Origin of the sequence: Rothia aeria (assembly GCF_016726365.1) — a bacterium.
In the GTDB taxonomy this organism is placed as follows: domain Bacteria; phylum Actinomycetota; class Actinomycetes; order Actinomycetales; family Micrococcaceae; genus Rothia; species Rothia aeria.
Genome location: NZ_CP068102.1, coordinates 2,543,889 through 2,559,768, shown reverse-complemented (window position 1 = coordinate 2,559,768; position 15,880 = coordinate 2,543,889). Strand labels below are relative to the sequence as shown.

17 protein-coding genes are annotated in these 15,880 nt (G+C 55.1%); 5 read left to right on the top strand and 12 right to left on the bottom strand.

What is annotated here, in order from left to right:
- Positions 1-96 precede the first annotated feature (96 nt).
- Positions 97-393: an antibiotic biosynthesis monooxygenase family protein gene (locus I6I94_RS11225; protein WP_128087865.1), complete on the top strand. Its 297-nt coding sequence runs from the start codon at positions 97-99 to the stop codon at positions 391-393.
- 85 nt (positions 394-478) lie between these two features.
- Here I6I94_RS11225 and I6I94_RS11220 read toward each other — a convergent pair whose 3' ends face one another.
- Together I6I94_RS11220 and ettA are read right to left on the bottom strand one after the other, a co-directional pair.
- Positions 479-1,051 (bottom strand): HdeD family acid-resistance protein, encoded by a 573-nt coding sequence (locus tag I6I94_RS11220; RefSeq protein ID WP_128087866.1) that lies wholly within the window; start codon positions 1,049-1,051, stop codon positions 479-481.
- Between the two features lie 142 nt (positions 1,052-1,193).
- The gene (gene ettA, locus I6I94_RS11215) at positions 1,194-2,873 is read right to left on the bottom strand and encodes an energy-dependent translational throttle protein EttA (RefSeq protein ID WP_006887972.1); all 1,680 of its coding nucleotides are present in this window, start codon (positions 2,871-2,873) and stop codon (positions 1,194-1,196) included.
- Positions 2,874-3,053: 180 nt separating this feature from the next.
- Here ettA and I6I94_RS11210 point away from each other — a divergent pair, with 180 nt between their 5' ends.
- Together I6I94_RS11210 and I6I94_RS11205 are read left to right on the top strand one after the other, a co-directional pair.
- Positions 3,054-3,467, top strand: coding sequence for an MmcQ/YjbR family DNA-binding protein (locus I6I94_RS11210; RefSeq protein WP_128087867.1), 414 nt, complete (start codon positions 3,054-3,056; stop codon positions 3,465-3,467).
- A 15-nt stretch (positions 3,468-3,482) separates the two neighbouring features.
- Positions 3,483-4,121 (top strand): hypothetical protein, encoded by a 639-nt coding sequence (locus I6I94_RS11205; RefSeq protein WP_201620719.1) that lies wholly within the window; start codon positions 3,483-3,485, stop codon positions 4,119-4,121.
- A gap of 24 nt (positions 4,122-4,145) precedes the next feature.
- Here I6I94_RS11205 and trmD read toward each other — a convergent pair whose 3' ends face one another.
- The 7 genes from trmD to ffh form a co-directional block, all read right to left on the bottom strand.
- A complete protein-coding gene (gene trmD, locus I6I94_RS11200; protein WP_201620718.1) occupies positions 4,146-5,057 on the bottom strand; it encodes a tRNA (guanosine(37)-N1)-methyltransferase TrmD in 912 nt (303 codons plus the stop codon).
- Complete coding sequence (gene rimM, locus I6I94_RS11195; protein ID WP_201620717.1) at positions 5,057-5,677, bottom strand: ribosome maturation factor RimM; 621 nt, start codon at positions 5,675-5,677, stop codon at positions 5,057-5,059. Before rimM ends, trmD begins: the two co-directional genes overlap by 1 nt.
- A 149-nt stretch (positions 5,678-5,826) precedes the next feature.
- Complete coding sequence (locus I6I94_RS11190) at positions 5,827-6,072, bottom strand: RNA-binding protein (protein WP_006887976.1); 246 nt, start codon at positions 6,070-6,072, stop codon at positions 5,827-5,829.
- Between the two features lie 2 nt (positions 6,073-6,074).
- Positions 6,075-6,509 carry a 30S ribosomal protein S16 gene (rpsP, locus tag I6I94_RS11185; protein WP_006887964.1) on the bottom strand — a complete coding sequence of 145 codons (435 nt, stop codon included), beginning with the start codon at positions 6,507-6,509 and terminating at the stop codon, positions 6,075-6,077.
- Between the two features lie 253 nt (positions 6,510-6,762).
- Positions 6,763-7,254 (bottom strand): NUDIX domain-containing protein, encoded by a 492-nt coding sequence (locus tag I6I94_RS11180; RefSeq protein ID WP_006887986.1) that lies wholly within the window; start codon positions 7,252-7,254, stop codon positions 6,763-6,765.
- Positions 7,255-7,271: 17 nt separating this feature from the next.
- Complete coding sequence (locus I6I94_RS11175; RefSeq protein WP_128087869.1) at positions 7,272-9,773, bottom strand: hypothetical protein; 2,502 nt, start codon at positions 9,771-9,773, stop codon at positions 7,272-7,274.
- 212 nt (positions 9,774-9,985) lie between these two features.
- Positions 9,986-11,566 carry a signal recognition particle protein gene (gene ffh, locus I6I94_RS11170; protein ID WP_006887981.1) on the bottom strand — a complete coding sequence of 527 codons (1,581 nt, stop codon included), beginning with the start codon at positions 11,564-11,566 and terminating at the stop codon, positions 9,986-9,988.
- 189 nt (positions 11,567-11,755) lie between these two features.
- Between ffh and I6I94_RS11165 the strand changes: the two genes are divergently transcribed.
- Positions 11,756-12,205, top strand: a complete 450-nt coding sequence (locus I6I94_RS11165; protein WP_128087870.1) for an NUDIX hydrolase — start codon at positions 11,756-11,758, stop codon at positions 12,203-12,205.
- A gap of 359 nt (positions 12,206-12,564) precedes the next feature.
- On the opposite strand, the gene I6I94_RS11160 is transcribed toward I6I94_RS11165, so the two are convergent.
- Positions 12,565-13,215: a hypothetical protein gene (locus tag I6I94_RS11160; RefSeq protein ID WP_128087871.1), complete on the bottom strand. Its 651-nt coding sequence runs from the start codon at positions 13,213-13,215 to the stop codon at positions 12,565-12,567.
- Between the two features lie 245 nt (positions 13,216-13,460).
- Between I6I94_RS11160 and I6I94_RS11155 the strand changes: the two genes are divergently transcribed.
- On the top strand, positions 13,461-14,075 hold the full coding sequence (locus tag I6I94_RS11155) for a hypothetical protein (protein WP_128087872.1): 615 nt from the start codon (positions 13,461-13,463) through the stop codon (positions 14,073-14,075).
- Between the two features lie 54 nt (positions 14,076-14,129).
- Here I6I94_RS11155 and I6I94_RS11150 read toward each other — a convergent pair whose 3' ends face one another.
- Complete coding sequence (locus I6I94_RS11150) at positions 14,130-14,624, bottom strand: DUF4411 family protein (RefSeq protein ID WP_236588875.1); 495 nt, start codon at positions 14,622-14,624, stop codon at positions 14,130-14,132.
- A 1-nt stretch (position 14,625) separates the two neighbouring features.
- The gene (locus tag I6I94_RS11145) at positions 14,626-15,807 is read right to left on the bottom strand and encodes an ImmA/IrrE family metallo-endopeptidase (RefSeq protein WP_201620716.1); all 1,182 of its coding nucleotides are present in this window, start codon (positions 15,805-15,807) and stop codon (positions 14,626-14,628) included.
- Between the last annotated feature and the right edge of the window lie 73 nt (positions 15,808-15,880).

The following is a 15,880-nucleotide window of genomic DNA, read 5'->3' as shown; positions in this document are numbered from 1 at the left end:
GCCTGTCACCGAACGCGCAGTGTGCCCTATGCTGAAAATAGCGCTATAGCATGCACCCCTAAGCGCCCAGCCGTTATAACCAGTGGAGGGATCATTATGGCAGTTGTGAAGATTAATAAGCTCAGCGTCCAGGAAGGGATGGGCGAGGAGCTGGAACGCCGTTTTAAAAACAATAACGAAAAGCTCAGCGAAGTACCCGGGTTCCTGAGCTTCGAGCTGCTGCGCCCCACCAGCGGCGGTACCGAGTACTTCGCAATGACCCACTGGCAGGACGAAGAATCATTCCGCAACTGGCTCGCAAACCGGCACGTGGTGCGCGATAAACCGGTGGTGAGCGCATCCGAAGGGATTCTCGGGTTTGAGGTCGTCGACTTTGAGGCAATCAGCGGGTAGCACGGCCATCCAGCACCTTTACCTAGCATGCATAAAGCCCCGGTTTCTGCTTCAGATACCGGGGCTTTACGTTCATGCGGGTTAGCTACCGCGCCTCAACATCAATAATGCCGTCATCGTACGGGCCGGGCCTATTCGCCTTACGAGACACAAAGAAATCACCAATGCACACCACACCCACCAGCAGAAGCGCGAGCGCGATAAGCCACACCACCACCGAGCCGAACACCACCGGGAAGAGGCAGATCAGAATCCCCAGAATAAGCGGTACAACACCGGAAAATACCATGTGTTTACCGGCCCCGGAGCTCAAGTAGGTGGCGCGGCGGCCAGCAGAGAGGCGGGAGAGGCCCACAATCATCATCCACACCCCCACAATCACGGGGATGAATGCTGCCTGCGCGGCGGCTGAGGCAGATAGCAGCAGCACCCCCACCAGTACGGTAATGATGGCGCTTATAAGACTCCAGACGCTACGGGTTGAGGCTGGGGTGAAGAAGTAGCGGATGGTCTCAAGCACCCCGCCGATAAACACAATAATGGAGAAGAAAATACCCAGCGCAGTCAGCGGTGCCGAAGGGTTAGCGAACATGAAAATTGAGCAAGCGAGGAAGAAAATACCTGCTACCAGAGAAAACCAGTGACGTTTCGTGCGCATATTGGGTTCCTTACTGTGCGTCGCATGTGCACACTATTCTAGCGGATTCCCAAGACACGGCTGGCGGCGTGTTTTTGCATCATAATGCCCCGCGTATCCGGCAGAAATAGCGGATGCGCGGGGCATTATTTTCGCGTGTGTTTTAGCGGGTGAGCTTGCGGTGCACCACGCGGTGCGGTTTCGCAGCTTCCGGTCCCAGACGTTCGACCTTGTTCTTCTCGTAGGACTCGAAGTTACCCTCGAACCAGTACCACTGATCCGGGTTTTCTTCGGTGCCTTCCCAGGCGAGGATGTGGGTTGCCACGCGGTCGAGGAACCAGCGGTCGTGGGAGACGACGACGGCGCAGCCGGGGAATTCCAGCAGTGCGTTCTCAAGCGACGCTAAGGTTTCCACATCAAGGTCGTTGGTAGGCTCGTCCAGCAGCAGCAGGTTACCGCCCTGTTTGAGGGTCAGCGCCAGGTTCAGGCGGTTACGCTCACCACCGGAGAGCACACCCGCTTTCTTCTGCTGATCCGGCCCCTTGAACCCGAACGCCGAAACATAGGCACGCGAAGGCATCTCAACATTGCCGACCTGAATATAATCCAGACCGTCCGAGACGACCTCCCACAGGCTCTTTTCGGGGTCAATGTTGGCGCGGTTCTGATCAACGTAGGAGATCTTCACGGTTTCGCCAACCTTAAGGGAGCCGCCGTCAAGCTCTTCCAAACCGACGATGGTCTTGAACAGGGTCGATTTACCCACACCGTTCGGGCCAATCACACCCACAATGCCGTTCCGCGGCAGCGAGAACGACAGGCCGTTAATGAGCGAGCGCCCGTCAAACCCCTTCTGCAGGTTCTCGGCCTCAATCACCAGGTTGCCCAGGCGCGGCCCCGGCGGAATCTGAATCTCTTCAAAGTCGAGTTTGCGGGTCTTCTCAGCCTCGGCCGCCATTTCCTCGTAACGTGCCAAACGTGCTTTCGACTTCGCCTGCCGGCCCTTCGAGTTTGAGCGCACCCACTCTAGTTCTTCGTTCAGGCGTTTAGCGAGTTTCGCGTCCTTCTTGCCCTGAACTTCAAGGCGGGCGCGCTTCTTCTCAAGGTAGGTGGAGTAGTTGCCTTCATAGGGGTAGAGGTTGCCGCGGTCAACCTCGGCGATCCATTCGGCAACGTGGTCTAGGAAGTAGCGGTCGTGAGTAATCGCAATGACCGCGCCTTCGTAGGACTGCAGATGCTGCTCAAGCCACAGCACCGACTCGGCGTCTAGGTGGTTGGTGGGCTCATCCAGCAGCAGCAGGTCTGGTTTCTGCAGCAGGAGCTTGCACAGTGCCACGCGGCGGCGCTCACCGCCGGAGAGGTGGGTGACGGGGGCGTCGGCGGGCGGGCAGCGCAGCGCCTCCATCGCCTGTTCCAGCTGGGAGTCTAGGTCCCAGGCGTTTGCGGCGTCGATAGCTTCCTGCAGCTTGCCCATTTCTTCCATGAGGGCATCAAAATCGGCGTCAGGTTCAGCCATGAGCGCGGAAATTTCGTTGAAGCGATCCAGCTTCGCCTTGATCTCGCCCACGCCTTCTTCGACGTTGCCGAGCACGGTTTTCTCTTCGTTCAGCGGCGGTTCCTGAAGCAGAATGCCTACGCTGTATTCGGGCGAGAGGCGTGCCTCGCCGTTTGAGGGCTGATCCAAGCCAGCCATGATTTTCAGGATGGTCGACTTACCGGCGCCGTTGGGACCAACCATACCAATCTTGGCGCCCGGGAAGAACGACATGGAAACGTCGTTAAGAATGACCTTATCGCCCACAGTTTTGCGGGCTTTGGTCATCGTGTAAATAAATTCAGCCATAGTGTTCTATTCTACCGCTATTTTTGGGATGCGCACGCGGTTTTTACCGCAGATTTTACGGGTGTGCTCCTTACGGGTTTCGAAGGTTCTTCTGCGCGCAAGTTGGTTTGAAGGTGCGGTTTTCCTGCCAATGGTTCGAAACGCTTTTACTACGTTGCAGCAGCCATTAGACTCGAAGGTATGGGTACACCGAATTCTCGCGAGATAACCGCCGAAGACCTCCATGAGGTTGTCGATCAGATTGCGCTGACTATGCCGTTGGCGACCTCCGATCAGCCTTTCGGCCCGCGTAATACGGTGTACCGCATTAGCGGCAAAATTTTTGCGATGTACACAGATGGTATCGGTTACCCGATCGTGAATCTGAAGACCGACCCCGAAGAATCCGAGGTGCTGCAGCGCATGTACCCGAGCATTATTCCGGGGTGGCATATGAATAAACGGCATTGGATTTCGGTCGGCGCAGGCAAGGGTGTTACTCGCCAGCTTCTTGAAGAACTCATCGAAGATGCCTACCTGCGTATTATGTACGCCCTGCCCAAGGTAAAACGCCCTATCGAATTCCGCGAGCGCCCGGTTCCCGAAAAACATTAGATACTGCAGGCTCACATGTATATTCTCGCCAGCGATCCCGTTCTTTTTCTGAAGCTTTCTGCTGATTACAACTATGCATACATGGCGCATGGACGTACCGGCGGGGTGGTGTGGGCGAAAGAAAACATGTTCCAGCGGGCGCACGCGCTGAGCATCCCAGCTGTCCCCTGGGGTTTCACCTGCCCGGATCACACCGTAGCCCACATTCAGGAAGCGATGCGCCAGGCCCGCGAGCGCGGCAGGCGGCTGCGTATGCTCATGATCTACCGTGCCCCCGATCTTCCCATCACCCCGGCACCCGCCACGCATGAGGGGAACCCACCGAATGACCTGCCCGCACTGGAGCCTTCACCGCTACGAGATGCCTGGTGTGAGGCGGGTTTTACGGCCCAACGGCACGGTGGTCTTCATGACAGGATGCTCGCGCTCGCCAATGTACGAGAACTAGATGAGCCCGAACCGATAGACCTCGCCCGATACGAAAATACCAGCACTTTCAGGCCGCTCTCACACTCAATGCGCGGTTCACTATCACGCGCGTTGGGGAAGAAGTACACCCCGGCGCAGGACCCCGGGGCGCCCAGTAAAATCTACTGGGTACAGGGCCACGCCGAGGTGCAGGACATCCTCAGTTTTAGGCGTTTCACCCCGTAACACGGCAGGCCATATGAGCAGCTGCTACTTGGGGTCTTGTGTGTTCGGTTTCGGGAAGTGGACGCCGCGCTCAGCCAGAAAACGGCGGTCTTTCTTATCCCACTGCTGGGTGGGGTATGCTGCGAATAAATCCGGGCGGCGCGCCATCGTACGCTCAATCTGTCTCTCCCGCCGCCACCGCGCCACCGCACCGTGGTTGCCGGACAGAAGCACCGGCGGCACCTGGAACCCACGCCACGAGGCAGGTTTTGTGAACACCGGGTACTCCAGCAGCCCGCCCGTATGCGATTCTTCGGTCAGCGACTCGGGGTTGCCGATCACCCCCGGGATCAGGCGTGCGGTCGCCTCAATCATCGCCATGACCGCAACCTCACCACCGTTGAGCACATAGTCGCCAATAGAGACGGGCATAATACGGAAACGCTCACTCGCCCACAGCAGCACCCGCTCGTCAATCCCCTCATACCGTCCGCACGCAAAAACGATGTGCTGTTCGGCGGCGAATTCGTAGGCCATTTCCTGGTTAAACACGGCACCTGCTGGTGAAGGCACCACCAGCAGCGGACGCCCATCAGGTTCGGGAACGTGCTGCGGCGCGGGCAGCAGCGGAACCTCATCACTGCCGGAGGCGTCTTCCGTACCAGGTGTACCCTCAACAGCCGCACCAGCGGTGTCCGCTGGGGCGGGTTCGTTGCTCTGATGCGGGGAGGAAGCAAGGACGGCATCCAAGGCCAAGCCCCACGGTTCGGGTTTCATAACCATGCCCGCACCCCCACCGTAGGGGGTGTCGTCCACGGTGCGGTGCCGATCAAACGTGTAATCGCGCAGGTTCACCGTGTTCAGGCTCAACAGCCCGTCTTCACGCGCCTTACCGATGAGGGAAAGTTCAAGAGGAGCCAGGTACTCCGGGAAAATACTAAGAACGTCGAACCGCACTACTTCCCTTTCAACGGGGTGCTCAGCTCAATCAGACCCTCCGGGGGGCTCAGCAGCACAAAACCCGGTTCGTCCCCTTCAGCTGGCACCACCTCGGGCACGATCTCATCAACAAACGGAACCATAATCTCCTGACCGCCATAAGCCGGGGACAGCTTAACCAGCAGCAGATCCTGCACCGGCATCGTCTGCAAACCAATCACCGTGCCCAGCGGTTCCCCCACAGCAGGGTTATCGTTGGGGATTTCCCCTTCAGGAACATCCTCCAGTAAGAACACGGGCAGCTCTAGCAGCTGATGCTCATAGAACCCTTCTTCTTCGCTGTTCACGTCTTCGGGAACCTCAAACATCAGAAGGGTGTTCCGCAGATCCTCAGCATGGTTACGGGTGGTGATCTCCTCAAAACGCACCACCAGAATTTTCTTATTCCAGCGGGCTGAGGCGACTGTCAAAGCCCCTGCTGGGGCTACGGTTGCGGCGACAGTACCGTGGGTGAACCCGTCAATGTGGAGCACCTCGCCGCGAGAGAATCGTTCTTCAGGGGCATCGGTAAACAGCTCAACCGTGACCTCACCACGAATACCGTGCGGTTTGCCGATACGCGCAACCAAAACCTGCATGAAACTCCTCAAACTTCTACACACCGCGCTGGTACTAGACACTTATTTTACATTGCTTACCTTACGAAAAATGTCCCTCGCCAAAAAATTTGGGACCGCACGTAAGAATCCCGCCACCGTAAAAGGTGACGGGATTCCCAGCAGAGGTTTTACTTGCGTTTTTTATCAGTGTCGACGATATCGATACGAACCTGAGAACCATCAGAGATCGCATCCATAACGGTGCGGATGCTCTTAGCGGTACGGCCCGAACGGCCGATCACCCGCCCCAAATCCTCGGGGTGGACTCGCACCTGCAGGGTCTCCCGGTACCGCTGCTGGCGCACACGCACCTTCACATCATCCGGGTGTTCAACAATCCCGCGAACCAGGTGTTCGAGCGCGTCAGCCAACACGATTACTCAGCCGCTTCCTCGGTAGCCTCAGCTTCAGCGGTCTCGCCAGCTGCTTCAGAGGTTTCTTCCTCAGCCTTCTCAGCCTTGGGGGTGATAGCCTCAGGCAGAATGACGGAGCCCTTCTGCGGAACAACGAACTCGGGCTTAGGCTCAACCGGCTTCACCTTGTTCTCAGCCTTCTCGCCCTTGAACGCTGCCCAGTCACCTGAGAGCTTCAGCAGAGCCAGCACCTGCTCGGTCGGCTGCGCGCCAACGGAAAGCCAGTACTGTGCGCGCTCAGAGTTAATCTCGATACGCGAAGGCTGCTCAGTCGGGTGGTAAATACCGATCTCTTCAATGGTCTTACCGTCACGCTTCACACGCGAATCCGCGATCACAACACGGTAGCGAGGATCGCGGATCTTACCCATACGCTTGAGACGAATTTTAACAGCCACTTTTGTGGTTACTCCTGTTTCAATACTTGGTGCGGAACCGCGCTTCTCGCTCCCGTGGGGCGGGCCGTCCACGTGGCTCCTAATGGACACAACGACACGCGGAGAGAGGGGCCGCGCACGCCGGGTACTCAGATAGGGTAACAAACCCGCAGCATTTAAGCCAGTGGGCACCCCATCAGTGGCTCAGCCAGTGCCCGCCTCATGTGCTGCAGCACGCTATGGGGAACATTAGTGACAACACACCGGGACAGGTTTAAGGCCGCTCATCTGAGCTCATCTCAACCACCTCACCGGTTCTCAGCGCCCTCAGACAATCATGCAGCCGCTCCGCGAAACCCGGATTCACATACTCCTGCAGCTGTTCCGGCGCTACCCACTCGTAGGTGATCAGCTCCTCCGTTTGCAAGGTTACTGGGGTGTTCTTAGCGATCACACCAGCATCGTACATGTAGTAGGTAGAGTCTCCCCACACGCCTCTCGCCAAACCGTGAAAAACCAGCAGAAGACGCCCCGGGGCAAGACGCAGACCCAGCTCTTCCTCCACCTCACGGAAACACCCCGGTTTAGGGGCCTCCCCGGCCTCAACGGTGCCACCGGGCAAAATCCACCCGTCCTTATAGTTGGGCTGCACCAGCAGAAGCTCACCATGCTCATTGCGGATGACCGCGCCCGCCGCTAAACGCCGTGTGGGTAAGGTCGCAATGAACTTGACCAGCTCCTCACGGCTTAAATACGAATCCTTCACGGGCGCTCCTTACCACTCTACAGGCCGAAAAAACGTTGGCTCGCACGGCGCAGGCGGGCCCCCAACCGGGAACGCTGCCCCGCCGCTGAGCTGTAGCTGCCCCGCACCGCCGGGATGCGGTTACTCTCCACCAGGTCATCAATTAAAGTACGTTTAGCCGGAGCCTGCGGCTCGCGTTCACCCGCCGCGCCCTGCCCGAAGGAAGCAGCAGAGCCGTCACTCTCTGGTGAGAAGGCGCGTACTACCTCCCCCTGCACGGGCTGTTTCCCGGTGGGTGTTTTAGACCCCAACGGGGTCTGCCTCAGCAAGCGTGCCAGCCGGGGAGCTAACAGGACCTCAGCGGTACCACCCATCGCAAAAAGCGACGCCAAAGCCGTCGGCACAATCGCACCCCGACCCGCAGCACGGCGACGGCGGGCTAAGGCAATAAAGAACGCTGAGAGCCCCAGCTGCACTGTGCCATCAGCACGAAAAATACGGGTACGCAGCACATCCGCCAGGTCAGCGGCAGGTACCCCGCTCCCAGTAACCCCCGTTCCCTGCTGCTGTTCCGGGACGCTGCCAGGTGCCTGATCCTGCGTGCCCCGGCCGCTGCGCGCCGTGATATCCGCCGGTGGAGCATCATCCGGAGCGGCCTGTGCACCCCGCCGGGCCACCACCGATGCCGAAACACCATTCACCGGCTCCTCAGCAGCTGACCCGAATGAGAACGCTCCACGAAGCCCGCCACGCATCCACCGGTTTAATGCGCTTTCCTTAGGCGGCAGGTGGGTGAAGTCGAACGGGATCCTGCCGGTAGCCATCACATCAAGCCACTGCTCAAGATTCACCTGACGGTCAGTTGCTACCAGGCGATACGAACGATCCAGCGGGCTCGCCAGCGTGGACTCATCCTCACCAAAAATACGGGCCGTGCTAATGGACGAAACCTCAATGCGCCGCCCCGGAACATCAGCCAGTTCAACCGGCAGCCCCAACAGCTGAAGCACCGACTCTAAGGCAAGAGTGTTCTTCACATCATGAACATAAGAAGCCAACCGGCGCTTCTGCTGCCCCGTCACCCCAAACAGGTCAGCCAGCACCTCCACCGAACGTTCCCTCGCATCACGCGTCTCTGCCGACTCCAGCGGCATACCGGGAAGGTCCAGCAGCACATCCGCGAGCTCAGCCCCGCACGCCTGCCTCTGCTCATCAGATATGGGACGAGTCAGCTGCTTCGGCACGCCCTGCCACCGCAGTTCAAGAAGCATAACCTCAGGGTCCGTAGGAACCCCAAGCACACTCTGCACCCAATCATTCAACGATGCGGCATCCGCAGGATCCTCATCCAAGGAATCCGGCTCCTCAGGAGGCACAATAACCACCAGATGCTGCTGGTTCTCGTTACCCTCCGCGACAAGGGCTGTGCACTGCACATCATCAATGAGCGCCAACAGGTCATCGGGCATACCCGCAACCAGGGTCCAAGCACCGGCAGGGGCCACCGCGAACTGCCGTTCACCGCGCGTTAACAGCAGGGCGGTCAGCACATCAATATCAACATCCAGCAGGGCCGCCGCATCGGCATCCGTCAAAAACTCCAGCTCATCGGCACCCCCAAATAGGGGCACCCAGATAGTTGGCGAATCCTCAAGTGCAGCACCTGTAACAGGAAGCTGATCAACCAGCCAGGCCACATAGTCCTCAAGGGGCTCACCCACGGCAAAGACGCTGCCGGTGCGGGCCTGCTGCTCGGGGCGCAGCTGAAAAACGTTCAAATACCCATCGCTGTCAACACCGCACAGCACATACACCTGCACCTCGGTCTCGCCCAGTTCGTAGGCCACAAGCTCAGGCCGCTCACCGGTGAGCGCAGTAAGCTTCTGCACAATATCATCGTGGGAGGCACCGCGTGCAAGCACCCGGCGCCGGTGCAGCTCCTCTTCCTGGGCAGGGTCAATAATATTTTCAAGACCCAAACGCACCTCGGAGGTACCGGATTTACGCTGGTTTTTCCCTGGCACAGTGCTATCTGATGAAGGCATTGGGCGAACCTCTACGGTAAACTCCCCCGTATCCTGCAACGGTTGAGTCCGTTCCTCCGCACCGCCGGGCGAAGCAGCACCATCTGCTGCACCGTTATGAGCGTCAGAGACGGCATCAGAATCCGCCCACATTTCGCTGAGCTTCTCAAAAGTCAGCTCACTATTTTCCAGTGACTTTGCCAGCTCATCCAGCCGCTCAGTATCCTCCACCTGATTCGGGGTGGCGTACATCTGCTGCGCTTTACGGATCAGCTCAACAATGCTGTCAGCCACAGCAGCATCACCGTCAGCTAACTGGCCCGAAACAGTTGAATACACCACCTGGGCCTCGCCCATCGACGGAGTGTTCTCACCGTATTCCAGAGAAAGCCGCACCCACACCGGCTCCAAGCCTTTCGCGCTGCCATACTCGGATGCATCACCATCCCGCTGCGGTACGGTGAAGTCACTCGGGGTATCCGGGGCACCAAAATTATGCTTGTCTTCACTCGACACGGGGACTCCTTACATTCCTTGCAGCATTGCTTTCCACCGGCCTGTTGGACTTCACCCCTTAAATCGTTAGACCGAACGGGGTGCGCGCCGTGCCCGCGCTCAGGGCACGGGCCTCAGCAACCCGTCTAATGTCAATATTCTCTCACCAGTACCACGGCCAGACACCCTATTCGGCTGAGCGCCAAATCTGGGCTAACACAGTACGTTGAGCTCTACTTCAAGAACTTCTCAAAGCCCTTAGGCAAGTTCATATCCGCAAGGTCAAGCTCCTGCTGCTGCGTCTGCTGCCCAAAGGCAGCGCCCTGACGGGCTTTCTCCGCCTGCTGCGCCTGCGCCTCCTGCTGTGCGCGCTTCATAGGGTTGCCCGAACGCGACCCCTTCTTCTTATTATTCTTCTTGTTCTTCTTACGGTTACCGCCGCCAGCAGCCGCCATACCGGGCATCTGCATACCGCCGGGAACACCGGACATCTTACCGGCGGCAAGCTTCTTCATCATCTTCTGAGCCTGAGCGAAACGCTCCATGAGCTGATTCACCTCAGAGACGGTAACACCCGCACCCTTCGCAATACGCGCACGGCGGGAACCATTAATAATCTTCGGGGCCACACGCTCATGCGGAGTCATTGAACGCACGATAGCCTCAACCCGGTCAATTTCACGCTCATCAAAAGCCTCCAACTGCTGACGGATCTGTGCCGCGCCGGGCATCATCATCAGAAGCTTCTTCATAGAACCAAGCTTGCGAATCTGCTGCATCTGCGCCAAGAAATCCTCAAACGTGAAGTCTTCCTGGTCAATGAACTTCTTCGCCATACGGTCGGCTTCAGCCTTGTCCCAGTTAGCCTCAGCCTGCTCGATCAGGGTCAGAATATCGCCCATATCAAGGATGCGGCTGGCCATGCGGTCAGGGTGGAACTGCTCAAAGTCACCCACGTTCTCACCCGTGGAGGCAAACATAATCGGTTTGCCGGTCACCGAAGCAACCGAAAGCGCCGCACCGCCGCGGGCGTCACCATCAAGCTTGGAAAGCACCACACCGGTGAAGTCCACGCCCTCGTTGAAGGCGTTCGCGGTATTCACCGCATCCTGGCCGATCATCGCATCAATCACGAACAGCACTTCTTGCGGCTCAATAGCATCACGAATATTACGTGCCTGCTGCATGAGTTCAGCATCCACACCCAAACGGCCTGCAGTATCAACGATTACCACGTCATGCAGCTTCGCACGCGCCTCAGCCACACCATCTCGGGCCACCTGCACCGGGTCACCGGTGGGGGTGTCGAACTCACTAGTCACACCCGGGTGAGGCGCAAAAACAGGTACACCCGCGCGTTCACCCACAATCTTCAGCTGGGTCACCGCATTTGGGCGCTGCAAATCAGATGCTACCAGGATGGGGGTGTGCCCCTGACCCTTCAGCCACTTCGCCAGCTTACCCGCCAGCGTGGTTTTACCGGCACCCTGCAAACCAGCGAGCATAATAATGGTGGGGCCGCTCTTCGCCATATTGATACGGCGAGTCTGCCCACCCAGAATACCCACCAGCTCCTCATTGACGATCTTCACGATCTGCTGCGAGGGGTTCAGAGCCTCCGACACTTCCGCACCAAGCGCACGCTCCTTCACATGCGCAACGAACTCACGCACCACCGGAACGGCGACGTCCGCATCCAGCAGCGCACGCCGGATCTCCCGCACGGTCGCATCAATATCAGCCTCTGAGAGGCGTCCCTTGCCGCGCAGGTTTTTAAAGGTTGCCGTCAACCGGTCTGAGAGCGAATTGAACACGAGCCGTGGTCACTTTCTATACGTCGGTGAGCGGGACACACGGCAATATTATGGCCGCGCCAGCCCGCATCTTTAACATGGGTAATCAATCTACAAGGATACAGGATATGCCCTAATATGCTGACAATAGCACCCTTTAATGAGCGTTTGGCGAAACCACACAACAGCACACAGCCACATAATAGAGGTATGGACTTTCGGACGACAGCTGCAGGACACCAATACGGGGTGCGAGCCTCGGCGCTGATCATGCACGCGGGAAAACTTCTCACCTACAGTCACCACAACAAATACTTTGTACCCGGCGGCGCAGTGCACGTCGGTGAGCACAGCACGGATGCGGTACGCCGCGAAATACGCGAAGAACTAGGTATCGACTGCACGGTTCGGCAGCTTGCGTTCGTGGGAGAGCACCTTTTCGAGGTGCACGGTATGCCGAACCACCGCATCGAATTCCACTACCTCGTAGATGTTGATTCTGAAGCGGTCCCAATAACCACCCGCGACGAAGGGCACCACTACCCCTGCGTGTGGCTGCCGCTTCAATCCCTGGCGGATTATCCGCTCAAACCAGAGTTTCTTACACATGAGCTGCCGCGGTGGGATGGGGAACTCACCCATATCGCTACCGTCGAATAAAGCTTATATAAAATCCCAAAATCTCCGTCTTAAATGCGCCGCAGTTGATGCCAGCATCTTTGCCAAAATAAAGGAAAGTTAGGCGTGATTCGTACCATGAATCTACTGTTTACTATTATTATACTTCTAGCATTTCATTATATACTTCAAGAATAGTTTTTCCTCCCCAAAATACTATTTACAATAGTTTACGACAAAGATTATATTTTATGCCATTTCGATGAATCATAAATTCTCGACAAGTATCAAATTTTTGCCAATATAAATGCAGAACTTTATGATTAAGTAAGGCATATTTTAATCGTAATTTGATATTTTTATTGAATATTTTGTATCTTAATAAACTTATTATCATTCTCTTATTCCCTTAGTTGCAATGAAGGCATAGATGCATATAAGGTGCTGCAATCCTTCGGGACTAGAAAGATCTTGATATGTGAGTTTTTCATCCCCCTGTTCCACACAGGAACCACGATATCTGTGATCAATGGACGCTGTTCTTCGGGGAACGCCTCAATATTAAGCCATGTTGGAGGTTCTCGATATACACGTACAGAGTTCTGGGATAAAGGCTCTGTTTCTGATGTCTTAAGCTCGAGCCTAGTTTTTGGATGTTGAACGTAAGCGACTTCAAGAATAGCAAGTGGGTTTTCGACCGTTTGCTCAAGCGGGGTGTACAGCATAACGAGAGAACTCAGGAGCTCAATAACCCCTATCGGATCGGCGGTGTTGGTGAACTCAGCAAGGAAACGTTCACGAAGCAAGTTACAGGCGAATTCTTTGGGGCTCGCCGTTTTAGTTCGGTTCTTACCTGTGGTGTTTCCATGATCGTCAAGACCCAGCATAATGTTGAAGGTGAGACTCAAGTCGATGTCGTTCTTGGCGGTGAGAGAAGGCACAAGTTCTTTCTTGGTGAGCTTTTTAATGGCTGCTTCGCTCACTCCCGCTGCGGCAGCCAGCCGGGCACGGCTCAGGGAGAAGCCTGAGACAAGAGCGGGAAGGTCCTCCATATATCTCTCCTGCAAAAATTTTACATTTCAACAAAATATGCTGTGGTGGTGAGGTTTTCTCTGATTTTGATTATCGCAAAATCCTGGAGGAAATGTGCATAAACCGTGCCGCACCCAGCGGCGATGCTGGAGGATGACGAGTTTGGTGGCGAGGCCCTTCGAAGAGTTATACGTTAGAACTGTGTCTAAAGGTTCCTTTCGTAGGAAGAAGGGATCATATCGTTCAAAATATTAGGAGGATTCCTGTGGCAGTTCCCTTAGAACCATTCACTTCTTCATTCGCAAATGCTATTAAAAATACCCTGCCGAAGAATGTGCATATGTTTAATGTGCTTGTTGCTTCATTCATGTGGTGTGTATTTATTGAAGCAACAGCACCAAATATCTCGCTTCTTTCGGCACTTAACGAAATCCTTCGCTATGCTCACCTTGATACGCAGTGGTACACGATAGTTCAAGAATTTTCTCAGCTCAATGGTGTGTTTATATTTTGCGTAGCTAACTTTCTCATCGGGGTTTCCCATGTATCCTACATTCATAGGTCAGAGATTTCATTATCCTACTCACCCACATGGATTATGCTAAGTTTAACAATGATCACACTACGTGGGACTACTCCCTTCGAATGGATCATAATTTTAAGTATTTCAGTGATAGTTTTTATTTTTGGCAATTCGCATCAATTCCCCGAACGCAGGTCTACGAGGTTTGAAAGTCTGGTAGCACTTATGGAGTCATTAATGTTTGTAGCTTTTTCTCCAATATACCTCTTGTACAACATTGTGACGGCTTCTACTCAACTCCCTGACACTATGACTCAGAATGATTATCATCGCGTTCCTTCGGGAGCAAAATACTAGCGGGTTCCTGCCAGCCTGATGGGCTTTCACCATGTACCAGATGGTGACAGCCCATCAGATTGATCCACCAAGAGACCTCATCATCTCGAAAGGACCGCAGTACTTTACTCCATGGGCATGGCAGGCGTCTGGTATCAGAATTCTTTTCTTAGATTCTGGCGCGGGTTGCTCAAGAGTCACGACCCTGTAGTCGTGCGCTTTGGCAAAAGCGACGAGCGAGCTATCAGCAACACGCAGAAATTCATCTTTTGCTGCTTGCTTATACTGGTCTTTGTTCTGCGCCCAGTTAGCCACCGTTCCCAAAGCTGCTACGCTTTCTGCTGTCAAAGGTTTAAAATACTCTTTTCTTTCTGCAACCCATTGCGCGAGTTCATCCTTGCCAGCAATGAGCTCTTTATAAACGGGAAGAATACTGATGATCCGTCCCCGTTGAGCGATCTCATCGTGGAGCCATTTCCAGTAACTAGGAACTATATCGCGTGCATAGTATCTGCGGTGAGCTTCCACTAACACGTTAGTGTCAAGGAGAAAAATAGTATCAGGAGACACGTTATGCTTCCCTTACCTTCTGCGCGAGCTTCTCGTAGGTTTCTGTTTTGGGGACACCAAGCAGGCGGTGCGCTTCCGTGTATGTGGTGCGCCCACTAGCAGCGTCGGCAAAAACTGCACTTGCGAACCGTTTACCTAGAGCATAGATTTTTGGGCGGTAATAGTCACCTCCGCCAGAGGTTTTACCGCTTTCTTGTGCATAAGCAATAGCTTGTTCACGCATGGGCTCATATAACTTGGTATACTTATTCCACGTTATAAGCTTTTCATTTAGCAAACTATTGAGGATCGTCAAGACGCTGACGCAGAAATGCGATGCCAGTTTCTCTATCGAGTCCTCTGTTATCTCATCCCCGTCGCCGGGTAATGCTCGTACTTTTTTGCGTATCTCTGCAGAAGGAACTAAAAAATGTGCAGCAAAGGAGTCACACCAACGTTCGTTGTAAGCCTGTTGCTCTGCATGCTGCTGATGTACCTCTTCGCCGCCGGAGACAGATACTCCGCTCTCCCCTAGCAGAAGATGCCCCAGCTCATGCAATAATGTAAAGATTTGGGCGTTTTTAGTATCTCGACCGTTAACGAAAATAGTGGGCGCATAGTCATTGGAGAGCGAAAATCCACTAAACTCATTCGGATCATAGGGGCGGTGAGTGTTGGAACCTACGACTCCGGCAACGCTGATGAGAAAACCGTTTTCTTCCAATAGTTCTATAATTGCTTTGCGTGCCTCGGTTCCAGAGCGCACCATCCCAGGAGTGTACCCGAAATCATAACGAATACGGTCGGCTACCTGTTCGGGGTTGCTCGCTAAAGTTTCAGATCCCACATATTCATTCACTTCTAAGCCACGCGCAATAGCATAGTCACGGTACCAGTTTTGCCGCCGTTGCTGTTCCAGGATGGTTTCGGTTAGCTCAGCAGAATATTTCTCTGGTGCGGAACCACGGAACCGAAAATCAGCGAGAGGTTTCTCTTCAACAGGAGGCTCAGAGAGGAAGAGCATACCGAAGGGAACATGGGTCTTCTGGGCAAACTTCGTGAGCTGACTAATGGTTGGCTGACTATCTTGTCTGAGCCATTCAGAAACACGTAGCTTGTCAAAAGCCTTTTCAGTCTCGGACATGTCAGCACGGTCAAGCGCCCAGCGAAGCACACTCGGCTCTACAGGAACTTTAACGGTCATCACTTCCCTCCTCTCCTCTATAGTCTAACCGGCAATTCCAACTAATAAAACATTCTGGCACAAGATTCAGGAC

Coding starts and splice junctions, on each gene's coding strand:
- I6I94_RS11205 (WP_201620719.1), top strand. CDS start 3,483: ATGTATATTCTCGCCAGCGATCCCGTTCTTTTTCTGAAGCTTTCTGCT.
- I6I94_RS11220 (WP_128087866.1), bottom strand. CDS start 1,051: ATGCGCACGAAACGTCACTGGTTTTCTCTGGTAGCAGGTATTTTCTTC.
- I6I94_RS11165 (WP_128087870.1), top strand. CDS start 11,756: ATGGACTTTCGGACGACAGCTGCAGGACACCAATACGGGGTGCGAGCC.
- I6I94_RS11225 (WP_128087865.1), top strand. CDS start 97: ATGGCAGTTGTGAAGATTAATAAGCTCAGCGTCCAGGAAGGGATGGGC.
- rimM (WP_201620717.1), bottom strand. CDS start 5,677: ATGCAGGTTTTGGTTGCGCGTATCGGCAAACCGCACGGTATTCGTGGT.
- I6I94_RS11210 (WP_128087867.1), top strand. CDS start 3,054: ATGGGTACACCGAATTCTCGCGAGATAACCGCCGAAGACCTCCATGAG.
- I6I94_RS11160 (WP_128087871.1), bottom strand. CDS start 13,215: ATGGAGGACCTTCCCGCTCTTGTCTCAGGCTTCTCCCTGAGCCGTGCC.
- ettA (WP_006887972.1), bottom strand. CDS start 2,873: ATGGCTGAATTTATTTACACGATGACCAAAGCCCGCAAAACTGTGGGC.
- I6I94_RS11145 (WP_201620716.1), bottom strand. CDS start 15,807: ATGACCGTTAAAGTTCCTGTAGAGCCGAGTGTGCTTCGCTGGGCGCTT.